At 47.5% G+C, this 23,286-nt stretch carries 13 protein-coding genes; 2 read left to right on the plus strand and 11 right to left on the minus strand.

The genetic code is table 11. The features are described from left to right. Positions 1-139: 139 nt before the first annotated feature. On the plus strand, positions 140-1,063 hold the full coding sequence (locus tag AC58PV_RS05495) for a TauD/TfdA dioxygenase family protein (RefSeq protein WP_497431262.1): 924 nt from the start codon (positions 140-142) through the stop codon (positions 1,061-1,063). Between the two features lie 22 nt (positions 1,064-1,085). Then, entirely contained in the window at positions 1,086-2,108 is a 1,023-nt protein-coding gene (locus tag AC58PV_RS05500; RefSeq protein WP_497431263.1) for an aliphatic sulfonate ABC transporter substrate-binding protein, read from the plus strand. Positions 2,109-2,187: 79 nt separating this feature from the next. On the opposite strand, the gene AC58PV_RS05505 is transcribed toward AC58PV_RS05500, so the two are convergent. From AC58PV_RS05505 to AC58PV_RS05555, 11 genes are all read right to left on the minus strand, one after another. Next, a complete protein-coding gene (locus AC58PV_RS05505) occupies positions 2,188-3,063 on the minus strand; it encodes a DUF6999 family protein (protein WP_497431264.1) in 876 nt (291 codons plus the stop codon). Continuing rightward, entirely contained in the window at positions 3,060-4,928 is a 1,869-nt protein-coding gene (locus AC58PV_RS05510) for a 3-oxoacyl-[acyl-carrier-protein] synthase III C-terminal domain-containing protein (RefSeq protein ID WP_497431265.1), read from the minus strand. The genes AC58PV_RS05505 and AC58PV_RS05510 overlap by 4 nt, the downstream gene beginning before the upstream one ends. Positions 4,929-5,093: 165 nt before the next feature. Further along, entirely contained in the window at positions 5,094-6,782 is a 1,689-nt protein-coding gene (locus tag AC58PV_RS05515) for a hypothetical protein (RefSeq protein WP_497431266.1), read from the minus strand. A gap of 29 nt (positions 6,783-6,811) precedes the next feature. Next, positions 6,812-8,929, minus strand: coding sequence for a phage tail protein (locus tag AC58PV_RS05520; protein WP_497431267.1), 2,118 nt, complete (start codon positions 8,927-8,929; stop codon positions 6,812-6,814). Between the two features lie 393 nt (positions 8,930-9,322). After that, a complete protein-coding gene (locus AC58PV_RS05525; protein ID WP_497431268.1) occupies positions 9,323-11,560 on the minus strand; it encodes a putative baseplate assembly protein in 2,238 nt (745 codons plus the stop codon). Between the two features lie 54 nt (positions 11,561-11,614). Further along, positions 11,615-14,689: a baseplate J/gp47 family protein gene (locus AC58PV_RS05530; RefSeq protein ID WP_497431269.1), complete on the minus strand. Its 3,075-nt coding sequence runs from the start codon at positions 14,687-14,689 to the stop codon at positions 11,615-11,617. Between the two features lie 50 nt (positions 14,690-14,739). Continuing rightward, entirely contained in the window at positions 14,740-15,141 is a 402-nt protein-coding gene (locus AC58PV_RS05535) for a GPW/gp25 family protein (protein WP_068664321.1), read from the minus strand. Positions 15,142-15,167: 26 nt separating this feature from the next. Beyond that, positions 15,168-15,893, minus strand: a complete 726-nt coding sequence (locus AC58PV_RS05540; RefSeq protein WP_497431270.1) for a phage baseplate assembly protein V — start codon at positions 15,891-15,893, stop codon at positions 15,168-15,170. After that, positions 15,893-16,981 carry a phage late control D family protein gene (locus tag AC58PV_RS05545; protein WP_497431271.1) on the minus strand — a complete coding sequence of 363 codons (1,089 nt, stop codon included), beginning with the start codon at positions 16,979-16,981 and terminating at the stop codon, positions 15,893-15,895. Before AC58PV_RS05545 ends, AC58PV_RS05540 begins: the two co-directional genes overlap by 1 nt. 4 nt (positions 16,982-16,985) lie before the next feature. Next, positions 16,986-17,612, minus strand: coding sequence for a CIS tube protein (locus AC58PV_RS05550; protein ID WP_497431272.1), 627 nt, complete (start codon positions 17,610-17,612; stop codon positions 16,986-16,988). Positions 17,613-17,668: 56 nt separating this feature from the next. Further along, positions 17,669-23,254 (minus strand): hypothetical protein, encoded by a 5,586-nt coding sequence (locus tag AC58PV_RS05555; RefSeq protein ID WP_497431273.1) that lies wholly within the window; start codon positions 23,252-23,254, stop codon positions 17,669-17,671. Positions 23,255-23,286: the final 32 nt, after the last annotated feature.

Genomic DNA, 23,286 nt, shown 5'->3' on the forward strand with positions numbered 1-23,286 from the left:
GACAAACTAACAGGCCTGTTAGTCAGTGAATGATAAGCAGAATCGACTGGACCACCAGAGATTCAATGCAAGGATGTATTCCTTGTGTTGAATCTCTTTTTGCTTTATCCAAATCATTTATGCCAAGGAGAGATGACTCATGACTACAACAATTGACTATGTTTCCCGCGATTATTTCCCGAACAGAGGCGTTCGCAGTGGTGCTCGTACTTTAAATCGTTTGCCCGAAGGTGCATCGACACTTCCTTATACCTTATTTCAAGTAAACCCGCTTGGGCCGCTGATTGGGGCTGAAATTGAAGGCGTAGATTTGAGCCAACCCATTAGCGCTGATTTGAAAGAAGAAATCAATCGTGCATTACTCGAATGGAAAGTGTTGTTCTTCCGTAATCAAGCCATAACAAGTGAACAACATCTTACATTTGCTAAACAGTGGGGTGAACTAGAGACGCATCCGTTCTTGCCACAAGGCAACCAAGAGGAGATCACGCGCTTTGCTAAAGACGAGAAAGTTGTGGGTATGGAAAATATTTGGCACACCGATGTCACTTGGCGATTAAATCCTGCCCATGGCGCCGTGTTACGGTTGATTGAAGTGCCTCCCCATGGCGGTGATACCATCTGGGCAGATATGGCTGCCGCTTACGATAATTTGCCGGATGATGTGAAAGCCAGAATTGATGGACTTACTGCAATTCATGATTTTACACCAACCTTCGGACGTAGACTTTCGCCAGAAATATTAGCAGCACGGCAGATTGAATTGCCGCCTGCGGAACATCCCATCGTTCGTATCCATCCGGAGACAGGACGCAAAACACTATTCGTCAATGCCGCATTCACCATTCGAATCGTAGGTTTAGAAGCGGAAGAGAGTGAAAAATTACTGACTTATCTATTTGCCCAAGCGCATGTGCCCGAGTATCAAGTTCGCTTCCGTTGGGAGAAAGACAGCATCGCCTTCTGGGATAACCGTGCAACACAGCATTATGCCGTTTCGGATTATTTCCCAAGTCGCCGTGTTGTCGAACGTGTATCTATCGTTGGCGACGCACCATTTTAGACAAATAACGGGGGGTTCATCTATGTCCACATTTCCATTTCGTAAACCAATTCATCTAGCTGCTGCTGCTCTTCTTTCACTCTCCTTACTGGCAGGCTGCGCTTCAAAAAGCAGTGATGCGAAGGAAGCATCCGCTGCTGCAACAGCAGCGGCTAAGGATCCAATAAAAGTCAATGTTGCGATTAATGCAGGCATTTCTCCACTCATCGTATTGAAAGAAAAAGGTTGGTTACAAGAGGCTTTCAAGAAGGAGAATGCCGAAGTAGTTTGGAGTGAATTTCCAAGCGGTCCGCCTCTTCTAGAAGCGCTAGTTGCGGGACGCGTTGATGTGTCTTTCTTAGGTGATGGAGCTACGCTCAGTGGGTTGTCCTCTGGTCTACCTTTCCAAATCATTGGTTTAACTTCGGAAGGCAGCAAGAGTAATGCCCTTATTGTACCTACGAATAGCCCAATTAAGAGTGTGGAAGATTTGAAAGGAAAGAAAGTCGCTCTAGCGAAAGGCACGACTGCTCACGTTTACTTGCTAAAGTTACTGAAAGCACATGGATTACAACCGAATAACGTAGAGATCGTTAATTTACAACCAGACGACGCAGCTGCTGCTTTCACAAGCGGACAATTGGATGCTTGGGTGGCATGGGATCCGAACACCACTATTCAACTAGGCAGCGGCAAGGCGCGATCTATTGCATGGGATAATGAAGGCATTCTATCGCCAGTATCCTTAATCGCACAAAACGACTTCTTATCCAAGCATCCGAACCTTGTCACTGCGTATCTCAAGGAGTACAAGAAAGCAGCGAGCTGGATGAAAGACAGCCAGAATGATGCGGCCAAACTTTTCTCCGACCTGAAGAAAGTTCCTGTAGATACGATGAAAACACTATTAAACAACTCTACTCTTGATCTTCAGCCTTATTCAGACAAAACAGAGAAAGCGCAGCAAGAAACAGCTGAATTACTGCTTTCCAATGGGTTCATTAAGAAATCTGTCGATTTCAAAAACTTCGTAAACAACAAGCTTGTCCAAGACGCGCTGAAATAGCACTCCCAAGAGTAAATGAATAGAGGCCTTTGCGTAATCGCATCGGCCTCTATTCCTAATCTATGTGCAGGCTCCCAATTTAGGCTGCCTGTTTGTGCTTTAACTCCACGAGTAAGGCATGAAGTTGTTCTGTCGCAAGCCCATGAAGCACTAATCGAAAACCGGCTCGAAGCGTCGAGAGCGGAACCATCGGGTGCTTATTGTTGATCAAAGCCAGCCTGTCATTACTACCGATCACTTTGGAGGCTAATATCCCAATCGTCTCATCGAGTTGTAACGAATTCGTTGCTCGCCAGAAATCGTTATCTGTCAGAAAAAACTGGTAGACAGGCGTAAAGCACTCGATAGCAGTCATGAGATCGAGAAAATTGGACCGTCTATTAGGCATCTCTTCAATAGGAATGCGACTTGACGTAATCGCATCGAAATTAAGCCGCTCCTGCTTCATCACCTCAATATGTTTCTCGCGTAATTGTTTATTAAGATTGATGACAAAATTGTATAAATTGAGATCATGAATGAGAAACAAATCGTCTTTGATCGGTTCAAGATTCGTCGGCTTCAGTGGATTCATCTCTACTTGAACACCTGGAATGTTATCACGGATAAATTGCAGTACTTCAGATCCCAGATAAAAATGACGTAGAATCATATAATTGGCGTCTGGACTCACGAATGTTTTCATGCCCCAGTACAAGAAACGATGCAGCATTTTAGATGACGTAAAGGCTTTTGGGAAAATGATCTTGTATAGTTGGAAAAGTATAATCAATAGCCGAGAAAGCGGTCTTAGAACAGGAAGCAGGAATTGCCTGGATCGACTCGAGCAATCCTTTAAATAGGAGGCTTTCGCTTCTTCGTTAAAGGGAATGCTTTGATCAAGGTAGATCGCAAGGAATGGATTCGGATCTTGCTTATCATGCGGCATATGATTAAAATAATCGGCCTTACTCATATGTTCCCCAGCTCCTCTAATTGTAATAGATACAATCGTGCTGTCGTTTTCGCCGTTTTTATAATCCGTTCAGCAATTTCCATTGTGAGCATCGGATGCTGAATCCCTGCTTCTAGGCGCTCGAAATGCTTCTCGTCAGAGTCGCTATGATAGAGTAGAAATGATACTTGATCATCGTTTAAGCCGAGTTGATCACGAATAGCTTCTCCCCAGTACCTCGCCATTCGACATCCCAAGCCTTCAATAATCCACATCGCCCCCATCAGATCCACAGGATTCTCGCGGCTTGCCCGCTGAAACAAATAGGCGGATAGTGCTTCGCTGCCAATATTTTTCTCACCGGATTGAATATCCGCAAGATTTCCTCCGACGGCCACGTAATTGCGTTCTAGTATTTGAAAGTCGCGATGCTCGTCGCGGGCATGGGCAATAAACATAGAGCGCAGATCAATGTTATCTATCGTGATGTACGAAGCTGCACGTGCGATCCACTGTGACCCGTCAATCACTTGTTGACGAATATTTTCCATGAGCAGCATGTAATCTTCCAGTGTAAATTTGCCCCTGTACAATTTATGAATAATGGGAACGTGAGCAAGCTTTTGTTCAAAATCAATCCAAATGTTGACTAACTGCCGGACCAAATGAGACTGTACTAGATTCGCATGATCATATTCCAAATGTGGCGCTTCTGGCTGTCTCTCCATGGACTCAGTAGCCGTCTCATTACCTGTACCGACTACCGTTAATAGCATATACGAAGTCTGAAATCTCCCGCTCTCCGGTACCATGCACAGCACTTTTTCGCCTGGTTTCAGATGGCCTTCGTTGAGCAGTTCCTCCAACATAATATAGATAGAGGCGGCCCCTGTATTGCCTTTCGTATATAGGTTCGTAAACCACTTGTCTGCCGGAATGGTCATGCCGCCAAGCTGCATAAGACGGAAAATTTCGTCACGGAAATAATGGGAAGAGTAGTGACAAACCATCCAATCAATGGAGGAAGGATCTACTTTCCCCTCTTCGACGAGTTCAAAAAACCGTTTCACCCCCACCTTCGGCATTTCATTAACTAGGCGAATATCTTGTTTCAAATTAATAGCCCCATCATTTGCCGCCTCGTGAATAGAAGCATAATCAAGCCAACCTAGTTGATTTTCCTTCGTATCCTCTTTGTTCATGCCTGCATACATACAAGTATCGTAGAGATTGGCGTACGATTTATTGTCGATCCATTCAATTTTGAGGGATAAACCCTGATCGCTTGGCTTCGGCTGCAGCACGGCGGCACCCGCGCCATCAGACAACATGAAACGAAGGAAATCCGTATCAAATGGAATCGGTCGATCCATGAATTTGGCCTGCGCTTCAAAGCGCGTATGTTTAAAAACGCGGCTTGGAAACTCGCTGGCACAAGAGATCGCGGCTTTCTTCTCACCTGTCTGCACCTGCAGGTACGCATTTTTGATAGCTTGCATCCCACTGCCGCAGACGCCATGTTGTGACGCAATTTCCATAACAGGCAGACCGGTTTCGGCATGAACCATGCTGGCAAAACCAGGCACCAATAAGTCGCCCTGCGTCGTACCAACAGCTAGAAAGTCTACTTGGTTAAATAAATCGTCGTGATTCCGCTCGAGCGCATCGCGAATTGCATGATTCGCCATTTCAGCATTTGAATACAGGCTCTTTTGATTTTTATCTATGGCGTAATGACGAGTTTGAATTCGGTTCTGTTCAAGAATGCGTCGCATCGATTTCGAACTCTTTCCACCTATTTTCCCAAGGTATTCCTCGATTTCATCGTTATTAATGGGTGTACCTGGCAGAAATTTCCCGATACTCGTTATATAAACAGAATTCATGAGATCACACTCCCCTAGTGGAATATTATTGTCCTATCATCCATTTTCGACGATATCAGGCTCATTTCATAGTACTAAGTTCGTCTAGTACCCTAGGGCTAACTCACCACATAAATAAATAGACCGTCCCGAACAATTGAAATTGTTCAGAACGGTCCTATCAACCTACTCCGTGTCACTACCTGCCGAAGCAGCTTCCCTCATGGCCGACAACGCTTCGTCCAAGGAATCTCCGCTTCCGCCACTACCTTGCACGACGCCTGCCATCTCGGCACTGTATGCCCACCAACGCACACGTACATTGCCTTGCTCACCAGATTGCTGCACTTTCACGCCGATACGGAATGTACCCTTTTGCGGGTACGCGATCGTTCCGATCTTTACTTCAGGTGAATCCGGCTCAAATTCACTACCTTTAAACACTTCCGAAGCCCCGCCATATACGCGGTCTCCACTTGAAAGAATATCCGAGAACGCATCGCCGCTTTGCTCTTCTAAGCTTGTGATGATCAACACGTTGCCTTCACCGAGTCCGTGCACAATCTCACCAGAATAGAAGCTCTTCATAGCTCTCCCGAATGGGGACACAGCAATTTTCGTAAAAGGTTCAATCGGAATGTCGACATATCCGCTTACAATGCCTGCAATCCCGCTGCCACCGCCAGCTGGAATCCCCAAATCGAACGACAACTCGCTGATCAGAGGGTTGTAATTGACGTTTAACTCTGGCATTTGCCCGGGAGCCAACGTTTTCACTTTGGACTTCGTTACGAATTGACCGGACGTTTCTTCCCGATATTGACTGGCTTGACCGAGTCGGTACATGACCGACGTATTGTAGACGTATTCACCGAACGGTACTTGCTCAACCGTTTCTATGACGTAAGTCGGTCCGACTTGGATTAAACATATTTTGGCCAAATAAATGCACGGCTCTGACGGGGCTTCCAACGAAGCTTCCAAGGATTGTTTCACGAAATCCGACATCAACCGCTCTTTCACCGCTTCGGTCACAATGCTAATTTCGCCAATGGATTGTGCTTGAAGCTCCAGCTGCCGATCATCCAGCTTCAAAGCCCCTGTTCCTGCTTTCACACCGACTACAGCTTTCACAGCAGTCGTACTATCAGCACGAAGCAGCACTTTCATTTCATACTCGCTCTCTTGCGCATCTTGCGGCTCTTGGAACACAATCGTCGTCCCATTGATCGCTTCTACGCGACGTGCATCAAGCTCATATTGGAAGGACAATCTGCCCGCTTTCAGCGTTTTCTCAAAACGCAGCGTCATCTCGAACAATTGTCCTGGATTCACATAGCGTGGTGTCGTTTGCAGGACGCGTACCTGTTTATCCTGATACAGGACAATCGTCTGATCTGACAACATAGCTAGCGGCAATGAAGCTGGGTCCGGCGCATCCTCGCGGATAAACAGACGATAGCTTTCCAACACACGATTATAATCATTAATTTCGTCCGAACGGACGGAAGAGTTCGCTACAGCGTGTACGGGTTCTTTTTCCTTTTCATCATAAGCAATACAGAGGTAGACGTTCTTAGCATACTGGTTATTGCTGAACCCATCCATCATGGACAACTTCATCGTCATCGGGGATGGCACGACAATCTCCCGTCCCAGGGCATCAATGGCAGCACCCATCTCGACCGAAACCGACTTCTCATCCACGGCTACAACTTGCAATCCGGTTAGAACGCCAGAACCATGCAGCAAGCGATTCATCATACGGCGTTTATCATTGAAATATTTCTGCTCAGACTCGAAATCTCTGACCGTCAGCAGCTTCCCATAGAAATACCGATTGCGTTCAAACGGGTAATAACGTGATTTTTTCATAGGGATACCCTCACCTTCTCTACCATTTATTATTCGATTTCGGAATCTAGTCCCAAGCGCGTATGGATATCCATCCGTTTATCACGATCCACATCAATCAGCACGGTGTTGTAAGGCATGGACGAACGCTGATCAAGGGTTAACAAAGTAGGCTCAGACAAATACGTATTAATACCTAGATACGTATGCATATCCGCATACATCCAAGGTTGCAGTACAATCAGTTTGCCTTCGGTATAAGCCGGCTTCTGATCTTCAATAATGTGCTCAATCACTAAGCGCTGTTCATCTGTACGTACACTTTCTGGCCTTAACAACACACAGAAGGTATACGGATTATCGCCATATAACTGGGTGAAAAGTTGCCGCAGTTCCGACGTTTCTTGCATTTGCTTAAATTGAAAATATTCTAAAATGAATGGCTCAGCGCCCGTATAAATTTGCAGCATATTCATCAAACCTTCGCGCGTCCCTCGCAACTTATATAGCTCAGGTGCCCGCTTAATGAGCTCTCTTAGCTTCTTCTCACCCCAGGCTTCGTGCTCCGTAATGGCCAACCAACCGCCCAACCATTCCAAGTACGGCCCCGATACGGCATCTGGATCAAAATGACTTGAAATGCGATCAATCGTATCCTCCATATCGTCAAAAAACGTACTAAACATCGCTAAGAATCGCTCCAGGAAAGGGCTATGTTCCTCATCCTGTTGATACATCGGCGGCAAATACGCAATCAGCGAGGTACGTGGGTAGTAAACTCTCAACTTACGAATAAAAGGTGATTTCTGCTCACTGCCGATGAGCTCGATTTTGAACCAGAGATATCGTCCCTTCGCATGCATTAGCAGCGCATCTTTGGGATTTAGAATCGGCTCTGACCAGAGACTACGCGTCGCTCTTAGCTTCTCTTTGACCGAGATGTCTGGATCCGTGAAATAGTTGGTGAGATTGACATAATCTCCATCAACCATCCCTTCGCTTTCATCCGAAGCATAATACGAGAACCGAACCTGCGTCTCTTCTGGAATATCGGCTTCCAGTCGTATTTTGTGCCATGTCGTCTCCGTCTCCGTCGTATCTAGGTCAGCTGAGAAGTACACAGCCTCCGGCAATTGGGTATCCTCTAGCAGCATCGTTCGTGCTCGAAGATCCAACAAGCTAATCTGGCCGCTAATTCGATCAAACACATACATGCGATTGCGACTATCCAGTACTAATTTATCTGTTCGTCCCCGGAAACCTGTGACCTTATCCAATGTGGTGCCGTTGCCTCTATATTTTAAAATAAACCGCTCCGTCACACCTTCTTGTTGCGCGTATCCGCTATCCCCTATATAGAGATTATGATTCGTATCAATGGAAATGCCGGCAAATCGCCCCTCTTGCTCCAATTGGAAATGGAACGGATCTCGCCCATCTTCATGGAACACCGTCACCGACCGAAGCTGGTTATCCAGCAGCGCAATTGTGCCGTCTGCGGCCGCCGTATAGAAGCGATCCTGCAGCTTCGAAATCGGAATCGCTTCTGGCATACGATGTGCATCATGCTCATACACACGCATCACCTCACCGGCGGAGTTCCACTGTATAATGCCAATCCGACCGTCCTTCGGGACTTCGGGACTTCCATTCATACCAACCGCAATGTCCAAAGGAACTGTTATAAATAGCGTATTCGCGGTTTGAAGCTTCGTATTCAGGGATAGGGGATATAAACTTAAATTTTCCCAATTGTGAACCGCCCACATGGTTTGACCATTCGAGATGGAGTATACAGCAAGCCTTCTCTCCGTACTCTCACTACTATCTGCAATCACAAGTAGATCCGACATCGAGGCAAGCATCGCTTGCGAGCTGAATAACTCGTGACCATGACGAAACAGTAACTCTCTATGCCGACTCTCGTCATCGTAAATCCACACATTGGCCGACTCATCCAACAAAATCAGCTTCCGCCCAGGCCCCACCGTCATATCGCAAATAGGCGGAATCCCATCCAGCTCGTCCGTGCGAACGATGCGATGAATGCTATACTTCTCCGACTGCTGAATCGAAAACCCCTGCTCCAGCATATGCACATTCGCATCAAAGCCCTCTTCCCAATCCATTCTCTTGTTTAGCGAAAAAAACGTTTGTCCATCCTGCATCGTTCGTCACCTCTTTTCAATTTTGTAGGGTTACTACTACTACTGCAACTGCAACTTAAACCAATACCGCCTAACCTATTCGCCGCCGCTCCCAACAAATTAAATGGATTTTATGTAGCTAATTTTGCTGATTTACTCCATTTGTGAGCAATAGATGGATTTCCTACAGTTAATTTCTGCTAAAACCCACAAAACGGACAATATCGCTCAAATTAGCTGTACTTTTTCCATCTAATCGCTAAATCACAGGTGATACGGAGAAATTAGCTGTAGATTTTACAGTTAATTGAAAGTTAGCTTCTTAAGTGACTATACTCCTACTTCTATCGCACATTCATCAACTTGGCGGCGGGTAGTTGGGGAAGCACTTCTAGTCTACTTACACTTTTGCAGCTACAAATCCGTCTGACTGATTGTCTCAATCTCATGTTTGCCGGAGTAGACTAACGCATATGGCGGGATATGAATATCCCCAGCGCCATCCTTGTGGAAGCCGGTGCCTTCGGCATCGAGCCAAATGTCCTGCACATACACGACACCTTTGATGCGGGAAATGACGCCGTAAATATCTCCCTTATACACGGTCCGTCCAAAACGCCAACCCTCCGCACCTTGGCCGTGATCCATGGGTTGAAGCAGATTGCGGAGCTCGAGCGCGATGCGCCGTTGCTCGTTCTTATACTTCGGCTCCATCACTACGACAGCGTGAACAGTGATCTTAATATACTCGGCTGGAATAACATGCAGCTCTGTTGTCAACAACCGATGCCGATCCAGATGCAGCTTGATCGTCTGCAAAAAGCCCTTGCCAGCCTTGGGCTTGTCGCTCTCGCTGTAAGGCACAACCACCACGGTCATCTGCGCTGGCGCCGATACCCGTGGGAAATCCCGCATCCCCGGCTTATACAGCGGGATCGCCTTCACCCGCGCGACGCGGAGACCCGGCGCCGCCTTCGCGAGCGCCTCGTAGTCCTCCGCGGTCACCGCGCGCGTTGGCGCAGCCAGCTCGCGCTGCACGCGCAGCTTCGCTTGCGCGAGCGTCTCCGCTTCCAGGCCGCCACGCGCCGGGAACGGATTCGTCACGCTCACGCTCGGCGCAGCCGGCGAAGCCGTGAGCCCCGTCACGAGGCCGTCCTTCACGTTGCCTCGTACGCCCCCGCCTGCCTGCAAGACCAGGAACCGAATATTCGGTTCCCCGGACTTGCGCGGCACTAACCCCGCTTCGTTATTCCCGAAGCGGATCGTGCCTGCAGCGGCGTCGTAGACGTAGTGGCGGTCCGTCGACTTCGAGTTATCGAAGTCATCCACGGCCGTCCAGTCGTCCCAGACGAAGCTGTCTTCGCCCCGCGGGCGGTATCCAACCTGCAGCAGCATGCTGCTAGGTTTGTACACGCGGCCGCGGCTGATCTCAAAGGTCTGCCCAGGCAGACCTTTGCTGCCTCCTACATACCGGCTGTAGTCAAAAGCAGCCGTGTAAGCAACAAGCCTTACCCGCTTCGCACCCTGCGGCGGGATACTGCCGTGCACCCCGTCGCCGAAGCGAAGACGGGTCGTTCCACGGGCCGAATCCTGCTGCAGTTCGCAGCAGAGGTCCGATGGCCCGCAGGTGCTTATGTCAGCGACCGTGTGCCAGTCGCGCCAATGGCCGTGTTCGTCCTGCACCTGAATCGTGTGCAGGCCGTTGTAAGCAAGATACGAGCTCAGCTCAAAGCTCTGATCTGGCTCCCCCGAAGAATTGAAAGCCGTCACTTCGCTGAAAGTTTCCTGCTCAACTGCTTTAACAGCATTGAGCGTAATCTTCTCAATTTTGGGAGCCAGCTCATAGCCGTCCTCTTCCAGTGTACAGCAGAGCCAATAACGGCCACGATCATCTGCCGGATACAAGGACATCGGCTTCATCTCTGATGTAATGAAGAATTTGAATTCCCCGCTTTGCGATAAATGAACTGTGGTATCGCTTTTCGGTTCAATCGGCAACCAACTCTCAGACTCTTCGTCTCCACCTGCGAAAGACCAAGCGACTTTCGCGGATGAAATCATCGGTGCCAGCTTCTCTGCCTGATGACTTACCATCACAGGGTAGCGATCAAAGAGATTAAAATAGATCGATATCTCCGTGTCCAGAGGCAACGCTTGATCAAAACCAAGATACAGATGAGCTCCCTTACGGGCATCCGCACCGAAGGCGTAATAAGCAATTTTAGCCTGATTGTTCGATGTATAGTCAGCAGCAGCCGTTTCCGTACGTACGAGCACTTTCTCCAATGCAGCCGGGACCAGCTGTAGGGTTGCCTGCGTTTCAAAACGCAAATCCATCGCAGACAGCGGCGTCCCTTTAGGGAGCACAAGTTGCTGCGTAGCGCCAGTAAATGTCACATCACATACGGCAGATACCGCATCGCGAGGACGAATTCCCAACAGTTTGAGAAACTTGCGTTCACTGCGCTCCGTCACCCGATTCAGGTAATACTGCTGCATCTCTGTCATCCATGACATCAGCTCTAGCAGCGTAATCCCAGGATCATGCTCATTCTCATCTGTCCACTCTGGAAAAAGCTTCGGAATCGACTTCCGCGCCTCCATCACCATTTGTTCAAACATGCGATCATCTAAATTAGGTATGGGCAGCATTTACTTGTGCTCACCTCCTTAAAATTTTCTAAGCGTACGCTAATTGTTTTACTCCTAAAGTACGTTCACAACGACCTTGTGCTTTCCGCTCACAATAATGCCATGCGGCAGCGATGGCAGACGATTAACGTCCAGCTCCACGCGCTCGCCGTCTTCAATTTTGAAGACAGACATATACAGCTTTTCGACATGGCTGATCGCCCGAATCGATTTTAGCAGCGCATAAAAGACGGAAGGATGAATCTGTGCCCCAATCGCCCAACCTTTATTATCAAAATTGCCCGTTAACGGGTCAAGGAATCGATTTAACTTCTCAATGGCCTGAATTTCCGTGAGAACGACCGTATCCATTCCTTCAACAGCGACAATAGCCGAAACCGAAATTTCCATATATACCGGCTCAATCACCTGCAAGCGTTCCGGGAAAGCAACCAAACTCGAGGCACGCCCCAGAATGAATCGCTCTACTTGTTTTTTGAGTTCAGGAAACGTTGAACTGCCTTGTTGGCCTTCTTTTGGCAAAATAACTAGCGTCATCGCTCCGATTTCTTTCTTCATATACGCATTTCGATTCGGAATACATGTCACCTTCGCAATGTTCGGATAGGCTTCCCTAGCCAACCACTCGTAGTCTTTGGAGGAAACAGCTCGGTTACGGTGCTTCAACAGCTCTGGCCCCCGCACTAGCGCAGATTCCAGCTTCTCGGCTTGACAACCACCCGATGCGGGCTCAGGGTTATACACCTCACCTACAAAAGCAATCGAATCCTGCATCTGATTAATCTGACGAGCAGCGACATTGCCGATCTGACCCATTGTAACTTGGTAAGTGACCCTTAGTTGCTCCAATCCACCCTTCGGCGGGTGCATCCCATGGACACCATCTCCAACACGTATGCGTCCAAAGGTGTGATCAATCACATAATGCCGATCTCGGCTGCTCGATAACGTCAGATCACGAACAGATGTCCAACGCACCCATACCTGCAGAATATTGCCCTCTGAATCGCGTCGAATGTCCATGAGAGGAGTGCCAGATAACTCGTATTCCAAGATATCTTCTTCTGTAATGAATTCAGTCTCATCTACCCATACTTCTTCTGACACGATCCCCTGTCTGGCTAGCTGATACTCCAGTTCTTCCAGTCCTTTGACCTCAGGAACTTCACCGGTAATCGTCTCCTGCTGCAGGACATGAACCGTATTCATATACACGCCTTGAATCGTCGGAATCTGTACGCGTCCTGTCATATCATCATAGATATCATCCCGATTCGTAGCCCGAATCCAGTAACCTTCTTGACCGAATAGTGAGACGCCGGCAAAATCAGAAGGACCCACGAACTGCACCGTTCCGCTTTGCGTCAAGCCTTTCGTTTCATCAATAACCTTGAGTGGCACCCACTCTGGTGGCGTTCCTGGGAGCAAACCTGCTCGCAAGTACTCCCACTCCAGCATAGGCACGTCATACTCCGAGAATCGTTGTTGTTTTATCGAGACGAATATCGAAATAGGACCTCTCACTGGCGGTGTATCAAAAGAAAAACATAAGGCTGGATGGCTGCCCTCCAAAGGCTGGAAGGGTTCAAATCCGCCTGCCAATTGACGGCTATGCTTCGTTCTCTCTTCGAAAACCGTGTTATTAAAGGACAAACAACGATCAGCTTGATAAAGTCGATCCTCATAGTGATAAGTCAGCGCTACTTCGTCAATCCAAGGAGATAGATATAAAGCCTGCGCGATATAAGCATTCTCGATATGTAGGATCCTGGCTCGGATCCAGCGGTTCTCATTCCCGTTCACATAAGTAGCCTGAAGATCTGGCGGACAACGGAATGCAATTTCCTTACGCACTTTTTGCTGTACAGGGTAGTAGAAGAGCTTCTCCGCGTCCTTGCCCACATCAAGTCGTACCCATGTCGTACCATTCCAATACTCCCAAGCCACTTGAAGAACCGTCACATGCACAACAGGTGCCTTATCGAACTTGTTCTTCTTCATAACCATTTTCCAGTCAATGGGATCCCCATTTTCCGCTCCAAAACGATTCTCAATCGCCTGCAAACCGAAGCTCAGCTTAATATCACCATTCGTCTTCGTAAACACTTCCTGACTGCCAATATAGAAGGATCCATACATTGCGAATTGATCACCAAATGGATAGAACCCCGAAGGATCTGCATCAATATCATTGTAAAACATCTGATCAGGAGCAATCCCACCCGTTTCAAGTGTATCTACATAGTCGGTTTTGAAGGAGATGTGATCCATAGAAAGCCTGCTGTCCGTGAGTGTGGTACGACCGAATTGGTGTGGCTTTAATCGACATTGAATCCAACGGCCGTTTACACCATTTACTTCTTTGAGGGCAAGTTCTTCATGAACATTTTTGTGCAAAATAACCCGGTTGCCCTGCGACTCAACAGCATCAAACGCCTTCCAACCATGGGCTGTTGCATACAGCCATTCCACAAGCTCTGAGTCTGCCAGTTGGCTGGACATGCCGAACTCCTCGAAGCGTTTCGTACTGTTGCGGAATTCGATCTCGATCCGTGCCGGGTTAGTTACTGTGAAAAGGGAACTGTGCTCCAAATACAAACCGTGTTCCTGTAAATTTTCCCCATCCTGAAGTCGAAATAGCTGCTTAGGAAACGCATAACCGTGGCGACTAGCAAGTAAGAAGTCATCCGAAATCCGGACAATAATATCCTGCTTACGACTTGTCACATAAATGCTTGAGAGCACAGCTGGTGTCAACAACGCACTGCGCGCTGTTTCATATAGAATCGTATCGGCTTCTATGGAAGCGGCAATTTGCGTCCCCCCCGAAATAAACACAGATTCTTTCGTCCCTTCATTCAATGCAAATGTCAAGTAACTACTGGCCGGTCTTGCTGGAAGCAGCGTGACATCGAACATATTCAGAAACGAGATTAGGTTCTTCGTTGGTACCCGATTTAATCGTTTAATGTTGTCATGAAACATGTCCGCAAACATGAGGAATAAAGCCGAACCGGGGTCCGGATTCTCAGGCGTAAACCGCCACTCTGGCGTATAGTACGGCGCCATTTCCTTCATTTGGGCGATCAGATCCCCTATGTCTCTCGGATCAATTTTGGGAGGTTGCACAATTCCACCTCCTCTTCCGCACGTATCGTCATCGCTTCCGCATCCTCTTTCTATTTCGAACCTTCAAATAAATAAAACGGATAGACTTGGTTAAACAAATTGTTCGTTGTACGAACTTGATAAGCAATATGAATCATAACTTTGGCGGGGTCGTCCGCTTCTGGAATGGCTTTCACTTCAACCTCGTGAACCCTTGGTTCCCAGTTACGAATCGCTTCTTCTATATTACTTTGCAGCAAATGAAGAGTCGTATCGTCGGTTAGCCCGAAAATAAATTCCTGGACGCCGCATCCAAAAGAAGGACGCATGACACGTTCACCTTGCGTGGTGCCCAAAATGACGCGAATCGCTTCCGCGATGTCTTCCTCATACTCGGACATTCGAATTCTTCCCGTTGCAGGATCAACCTGAATCGGGAATTTCCAGCCTCGTCCCAAAAATGCTTCCGACATCTCGCCACGCCCCTCGCAAATTAATTCTAGTTAATTTTCACCATACTGCCTTTGATATTAATGATCCCATCTGACTTCAAATCTAAGGTCGCTCCTGCTTTCAAAGCCATTGTGGCAGAAGCCTCTATGTTAATTTGTGTGGATTTAATTTTAATTTCCTTCGTACTTTCAATGCCGACCTCTCCTTTGGCGTTCAAGGTGATCTTCGAGGTTTGACTGACAACCGAGATTTCATTCGCCGAGCCGCCTTTAATCAAGATCTTATTGTTCCCGCTGGAGTCAGCAATCGAAATACTTTGGTCCTTGTCCTTCAGTTCAATAATCTGGCCTTTTTTGGTCTTCACAGTGATACTCTCGTCACCGCTCTTATCATTGAAAGACAGTTCGTGACCTGATTTGGTCTTAATCATGCGCAAATCATTCTTTTCTGCGGGTGCTGGCGGCATATTTTTTGGATTCCATAGCATACCAATCACGAATGGCATTCGCAGCTCGCCCAAATGAAAGGCAACCAATACTTCATCCCCGACCTCCGGAATAAAAAGACTGCCCATTTCCTTACCGCCCATTAACGTCGCAATACGGACCCAATCTGTCTCTGTTTCCGTCTCTTGCATCGGCAGTTTAAGCTTGACGCGTCCCATTTTATCAGGATCGGTATTATTCGTAACCACAGCCACCATGACGCCGCCAATCTTCTGACTGGCGAAATCGGAAATGCCACCAATGGTAATATCGGGAGTTTTGAACATTAGACCGCATTCCCTCCCAATTGAAACCGAGTTGTATAACCTTCATCGTCCAAAATATGAGTCGCTCCCGTAATATAATACGGTTGGTCGAACGTCTTACCCACCCCGCTGAGCTTGATATAGCGCCCCGCTCGAATCTCTGGAATCCCAATGCATTCTCCGCTGCCGCTAACTAGCTTCATAGCCCGGCGATTTAATATCGCATCTGCGTAGCTTTTCGCTTCCTCCACAGAGGTTACATTCGTATACATATGCTCAATGAAGTCACCTTTGGAGCCTAGAATATCCTTGCCCGTCTTGCTATTAGAACCGAGCTTCGTCACACTTGCTGACTTGCCTTCAATAACTTTTAACTCTTTATTATCCCAAGCTCGTACGGTTACGCCCGTAATTTGCTCGGCTAAATTGTGATCTATCATTAAACTGCGGAGTGTTTTCCCCATTTCCAACGTCATCACGGCTGTCATCGCCGTTAATGGCTTACGGAAATACAAATTTTTCCCCACAACGAAGAAATCGTAGTTAACTAAATTCGCTAAATTTTGAATGAAGTGATAGTCATTAATCTGACTTTGTGAAAGCGCCGGAAATACCGTTGTTGTGGCATCCACATTTGTTTTGAAACCATATGTTTTGGCGATTTCTTCAACGACCTCGCTGTATTTCTTCTTATTCCAAGAACGAGACTTCGTCCCTTTCATCATGAGATAAGATATATCCATCCCACGCACAATGAGACCCGGAGCTCCGCCTTCTGGGAAATCTACAACAACGGATGTGATTTGACCTGTAAAAACAGGGGTAAATTTATCTAAATAACCTAAACCAATATCAATGGCTTTACCTAATGTGAAGGTAGATAACCATTGGAATTCATTCTTCGTAATATCGTACGCATTCGCTATTCGAAAAGAAAAAGAGTCTGCCGTGCCGTCAATCGTTGTGTCCACGCGTAGATTATCCAGTGCGATATCATCCGACAGCTTCGTGCCATCCACTTTAATATCATAGTAAGGCGCGTAAAAATCACTGTACTTTTTGGCCAGGTCGTCAAAGGTAAAAGTGCTTGTATCCAGATCTAAGGCCATCGGCTTAGTCCAACCTCGGAACTGAAATGCGGCGTCCCGTGGCTACTTTCATTGGATTATCGATCCCATTCGCTTTGGCGATTTCTCGCCACATCGTAGGATCCTCGTACTCCGTGGCAGCTATCGTCCACAGTTGATCCCCTTGGTTCAGCATCTTCAATTTCGTACGATCTGCGGAATGACGCGGAATTTGCTTCAGCTGATCTTTCTTGCTTAGGGTAGATTTAAATGTCACCTTAAGCTTAGCCCGGACGGGGACTCCAGTATCTAGGAACATTGTGAAATGCTGATTTACACCGACGACGACTCCCTTGAAATCCAATGACCCCCATACGAATCTGCATAGCGGTGGGGCATGGATCTCCTTCTCTACATCGAGGAGCCCTGAAATCTTCGTCGTCAACTGACGAACATCCGTCCCTTTCTCGTAGGTATCGAAGAAGAAATCCATGGTGAGTGTCGTCGTCCCTCCGCTCACGAACTGAGCAATTGGCATGGACAGACCCGGCACTGTTTTCCAGTCATATTTATTGTTCGTCTCAATTGTGTACTCACCTGGATTAAACATGACTTGTACATTTTCTGTTTTACTGCCTTTGTGTACAATAATCATTGCTTTCTTAAGTGCCATAGGAGTCCGTCCTTTCTGCCATATTGAATCGTTTCAGATCGAGTAACTTCTCAAATCTATATACCTCGGCGTTGCCGTTCGAATTTCATTTTCTTCTCAATCTCGCGGTATACTTTGTCCGCGATTTTGGAGATATCCAGCTGTGGAAGCTGTTTAATCAGCTCTTGCAGCTGCCCTTCACTTAACTCTGGCGGTGCCAGATCAACTGGCTCTGCTGGTGCGGGTTCGGAGTCTGCGCTCGTTTTGGTGCGCAGCCAATCCATTTCCAGCGGTGCATTCGCCAGTTGACTCGTTGGAGCTTGTTTATGCTCCAACATGCTGAGTGGCGAGGCAAGGTGCTCTTGACTTGCTGTTTGCATCGGCACGCTCAGCGGTGACGTGCCTTGGTGGCTCGCGCCGATCGGCTGCTGCTGCGTGCGGGACTGCTGGAGCACGCTTAGTGTTGGCGTGCCTTGGTGGCTCGCACCGATCGGCTGCTGCTGCGTGCGGGATTGCTGGAGCACGCTCAGCGTTGGCGTGCCTTGGTGGCTCGCGCCGATTGGCGGCTGCTGCGTGCGGGATTGCTGGAGCACGCTTAGCGTTGGCGTGCCTTGCATGTTGTCGGCGCCGCTTCGCATGGCGTCGCCGGGTCTGGCAAGCCGCTGCACTTGCGTTGGCAGCGGCTTCGTTAATGCAGCAGCCCAGCCTTGGCTGCTGCTGTTCGTGATGCTGGCGCCGCTTAGCGCGCCAGCTGTTGCTGCGGCAAGCGAAGCCGCAGCCATTCCCGCAGGAGCAGCGCCAAGCGCTCCTGCGTTGCTCGCCAGCAGCGGCATGACACGCGGTGTCATGCTCGTGCTCTGGCGAGCTCTCGACGCGCGTGCAGCGCGCGCGGTCGAGACCGTCTCTGCGGCCCGCGAAGCGGCCGCAGGCTCTAGCCCTTGTGCGCGCTGCTCTTCTATCTGCGCGCTCACCATAGCCCTGATGGTTTGCTCTGCCGAATCCACTTGGAATCGTTCCGCTTCCAAGCGGTTCTCCGAACCATGTGATTCCTGCATAGGCGCGCGCTCACTGCCATCGACGGCTTTGCGTCTCTGGAGATGCTCGGCTTGCGCCCCGCTCCATTTGATTGCTTCACGCTTGGGCGATGCTTCACCGTTCGCACCCTGCAATAAAACTTGCCTGCTAGCTTGGGCAGATACTTGTTGAATCAATTGCCTAATTCTTGTTTCACTCGCCCGTTGAAGCAGATGGCCAGTACCATTAGATCCTGTACCTTGTATTCGATTGGAAGCTTCCAACGTATTCTGACCAAGTACCTGGCGGTTTGTTAGGTCAACAGATCGTTTAGTGAGAGGCGAACTTATTGTTCCTCCAGAAGTGCGTTTTGCAGAACCTGCTGGCTCTGAATCAACTCTTCTGTCAATTCTTCCTTCTATCTCACCTATAACTACTTGCCTTGCATTATGCCTAATTCCGTCCTCTGACGATCTTTGTTCAAGATTTCTACGTATCCATTCACCCGATGCACTTCGTGATTGGATATTGCCAGAGTGATCAGCTCTTCTTACCTGAAGACCATTTGCAATCCCCAATGAGCGCTGAACGAGAGTTCCGAATAAACCATTTCTTATACTTCTAGCTTGTATTGCATGTTCGTTTCCCTTGCTCGGATTCGTTTGCCTGCTCGATTCAACGAAAAACGGCCGTTGTACAATCTCCCCACGGACAATCTCTCTTGCCGGTTGTTCGAGTTGTGTGTCCACCTCTCCATCCACTCGACGCAATTCGCCTGGTCTAGCAGCTTCAGAATTCTGCTGATCATGATGAGCGTCCGTTCTGCTACTCGAACTAAGATTCTCTCTGATCGAAGAAGTTTGTACATCAACGTCCCCAGTTGCAGGTCCGCTTGTTAATACATCACTTACAGCACTATTCTGCTGTCTCTCATCCTTCTGCTCAGCATCAACTAAACGCTGCGTGCTTCCTTGCGCAGCCATGCTTGGCATTTCCAATGGCTGCGCATCCTTCAAACTATTTGCTCGCCTTGGTACCATGCCATGCTCGATTCGTCCAGCTCGGAGCGTAAGCTGAACTCTTACACTGGATCCCGTTGAGCGTGAAATCGTAGTATCACCATCGCTATTTGTTATAGACGATTGAGTATGAGGACTAAGCGTTGGTTTGCGTGAAATAAATTGCCCTAAGTCAATTTTACGCTGAATACTTGCTTGCTGCTCCCTCACTTGATTAACCCGAGTTGGACTTCCAATTCGTCTAACGATATCGAGTGGAGTATGACTAGCAGATTGAACAAATCCAACACTCGTTATTTCATTCACTAATTTGTCAGGAGCTTGTTCTTTGACACGGGTTTGTATTTCACTAGTTCCAACAGTGCTGCGCAGCCCATTTTCTCTCTCCGCTTCTGTTGACACCGTACTACGCGCCTTTTGAATCAAACTAGCTGGTTGTAGTAAGCTGCGCTGAAGCTGCTGGGAACCATCCCTTGCAACTTTGCCTGAATTCACAAAGGTCATACTACTTGCTGCAATCCTTGTTGCTGTTTTAGCGGCTAAGGTATGCCTGATTGTCGTCCCTTGTGGACCCGTTCTTGCATGATCTTCTCGTAAACCAGATTGTTGTTGAGCTGCTGACTTATTGTTGATGGCTTCGACTGTGGGGGAGCGTAATGCAGTCCGCATTAGTCGAACAACTTCTCTGTTTGTTGTACTTCTCTGCTCACTAGGACTTGATGGCAGCAAAGTACCTATAGTTCGAACACTCGCTCCAGCGATTCTAGCAGCATTCTCAGGAGTTAACTGCGCAATAGGACGATTCTCACTCACTACTAACCTATTGCTTTGAAGCTGGTCCTCCTGCTTTATCAGTTGGTATCTAGTCTTATCTTCTTGCGCGCTTTGCGTTTTACTTTCTGATACTCCCAGCTCTCGTTGAATATGTAGGCTATCACGATCTTCACTTCGATTCCCTTGTTGACGATGTTGCCGATTGCTTCTACGCTGTTCTCTTAGCCTACTTGTTGATCTAGCCAACACATCTGCACCTAAATCAGGCTTAACTACATTCACAGATAATTGGGTAGCAGCCCTACTAGTTAGGACTTGCTTGCTATCTTGGTTAACACTATTTGTACTCCTACTGGAAGAATCGTTAGTAGGAGAGGGTTGTCTTTGTATGGTAACGAGCTGCTGCAACCAGCTCTCGTTGCTTTGAATTTTCTGAGCTTTTGCTCGCCTATTTTCCATAAGCACAGGCTTTCTAAACACCTGACTTGGATGAGCCGTCACAACTTCAACGTATTTGGAAGCTGCTTTGGGCTGCTCTAGCGTGCTCTCTGTCTCAGCATCAGAAGTCATGTTCTCTAGTAGTTGTACATCTGTCTTACTAGGTGCACTCTCAGGAGAACCGACCATGATTTCTTTCGTTGTCTCTTTACTTGTCTGTAGGACACCGCTGTTTTTGCGTGGTCGTCCTCTTTTTCGCTTAACAGGCTGTTCAACTTGTTGCACAATCACGGATTCTGCAGCATCCACATCCTGCTTTTGTTGGTCTTGCTTACCTTGCTCTACCAGCCCAGCCTGCTGTTGTGGTTGCACGAATTGTTCTTCTTGCTCAAAATTCACTTCAGGATTACGTTGTAATCCAGATTCGTTATTGCTTTGAGTAACTTGTGTACCCGACCGTTCATAGGAACTATCTCTACCCAAACGTTGTGTATAATCTTGTCGTTCACGCTCATGGGCTGACCTCGCAGCTTGCTCAGTCTCTTGGGATTCTTCTCGTTGTTGAACTCCAAATCGTTCTTGAAACTCTTCTTGTTGTCTCCGTTGCTGAATTTCTTGCTGCTCTAGTAGCTCTGCTCTTTGTACGCGTCGTTGTGCTTCCTGCTGCTCCTGCAACTCTTCACGTTGTACCCGCCGTTGTACTTCCTGCTGCTCTTGCAACTCTTCGCGGTGTACCCGTTGTTGTACTTCCTGCTGTTCCTGCTGATAACGCAGTTGTTCAATCGTTTCTGCCTGACTTGACGCCGATTCCTGTAACCTTATTCCATCACGTTCTTGTTGCAATCGCTGGATTACTTCTGTTAGTGTCCCTTTTTCTTGCGACACATGTGAAGTTGGCTGTGCCTGAGGAATGTCCAGTTGCTCACCACTTTTACGCCAAATCGTTGTTGTGCTTGCATCAAATCCCCTCATTCCAGAACGACTAGGACTAGATGAAGTGGCGGAAGCATGCATAGATCTAGGTAAACGTGACGTAATACTTGCAGCATTAATCGCCATTGGTTGTAGGCTAGAAGAAAGAAATCCCTTCGCAATGGCAGATTCATTTCTACTTGGTCGTAGAGAACTTTCTGTCTGATCTGAATTGACGGATTGTCGTTTACCAGCTTGTACATCCTGCCCTTCGGCATGTTTACTCAATAAACTACGAATAAAGCGTACTGTGCTTGGCGATGATTTTTCTGAAAAAGGGCCCTCTCCGAGCTTTATTGGCGTCCGATTATCGAATGTTTGAGGATCAGCAAATCTCGCTCTTGGCACCTCATAATCATTCATGATAGATGAACTTGGTTGTGTCCAACCGCGATGACTTATTGGCGTGTGCGTTATATCTTGCAAGATCAATTTAGCCACATTAACAAGTGAAGGATTCGATGGCAGCTTGGATTGCTGGGATACACGAACACTAACAGCCTCATCGTCATTTCGTCCCAAACTCAACTTCCCAGATTGAAACTGTTCGAGCCAAAGTGAAGTATTTCGAATAGCATCTACATGCTGAGCAACATTAAAATGATTCGCTCTAGATGTTGTTTGTCCATCCTTCTCAATAGAAGGGACTAGGCTGCTGCTCTCATTCTCACGTAAAGTTTGTTTAAATAATAAATTTACTGTCTTCTGGCTAATATTCGTTGTTCGACCTGTATGTTGAACGCCATTCACCGTAGGGCTCGGTTGATTCATCTTGCTGCTTGTAGAATGAGCTAACATGCCTATCGAAGCAACGAGCTGCCTCATCGAGCGTTGCATAATCGGTGAGTTTCGTTTATTAACGTTGTTAATTGTTATTTGTTTAGATTGTGTATGATTATGTTTAACAGCATGAACAATTTCTTGTTCAGCTAAGACTTGGGCTGCCAATTCCTTGTCCTTCTTGCTTTTACGTCCCCGCTTCTTCTTAACAGGCGCATCAACGGCTGCTGGCATTTGTTCAGAGGACACTCTTTTTTCTTCTTTTTCACTTTCATCTACGAGCACTTGCTTTGGTATTTGATACCCGCTTTGAGTTACTAACTTCTCAATTTGCCGAATCGTTTGCTGCTTTGTAATGAGCGGTGCTGATTCTGGATGTTTCAAGTTTTGCAGCTGTAGCTGTAATTGTAGAATCCATGCCCGATCACTCGGGTTCTGTATCGATGCTAATTCCTTGTCCGTCAATAATCCCTTGCCCTTGAAAATAAGAGCAAACATCCCTAAATAATTAGTCCGATCGAATCCATACTTCCCCATAATCCCAGAAGCAAATTGCTTCGCTTGACGAGAAGTCTGGCCGACAGTTGACGTGCGTTTACCTACAGCAGAACGTAACGATCCCTTACTCTTTCTTTCACGGGGTTTATGCGATTGTCGAGATTTCATGAACAATCCCCCTAAAAGTTTTGGCAATCCTA

This window comes from Paenibacillus sp. J22FR83 (assembly GCF_059691955.1).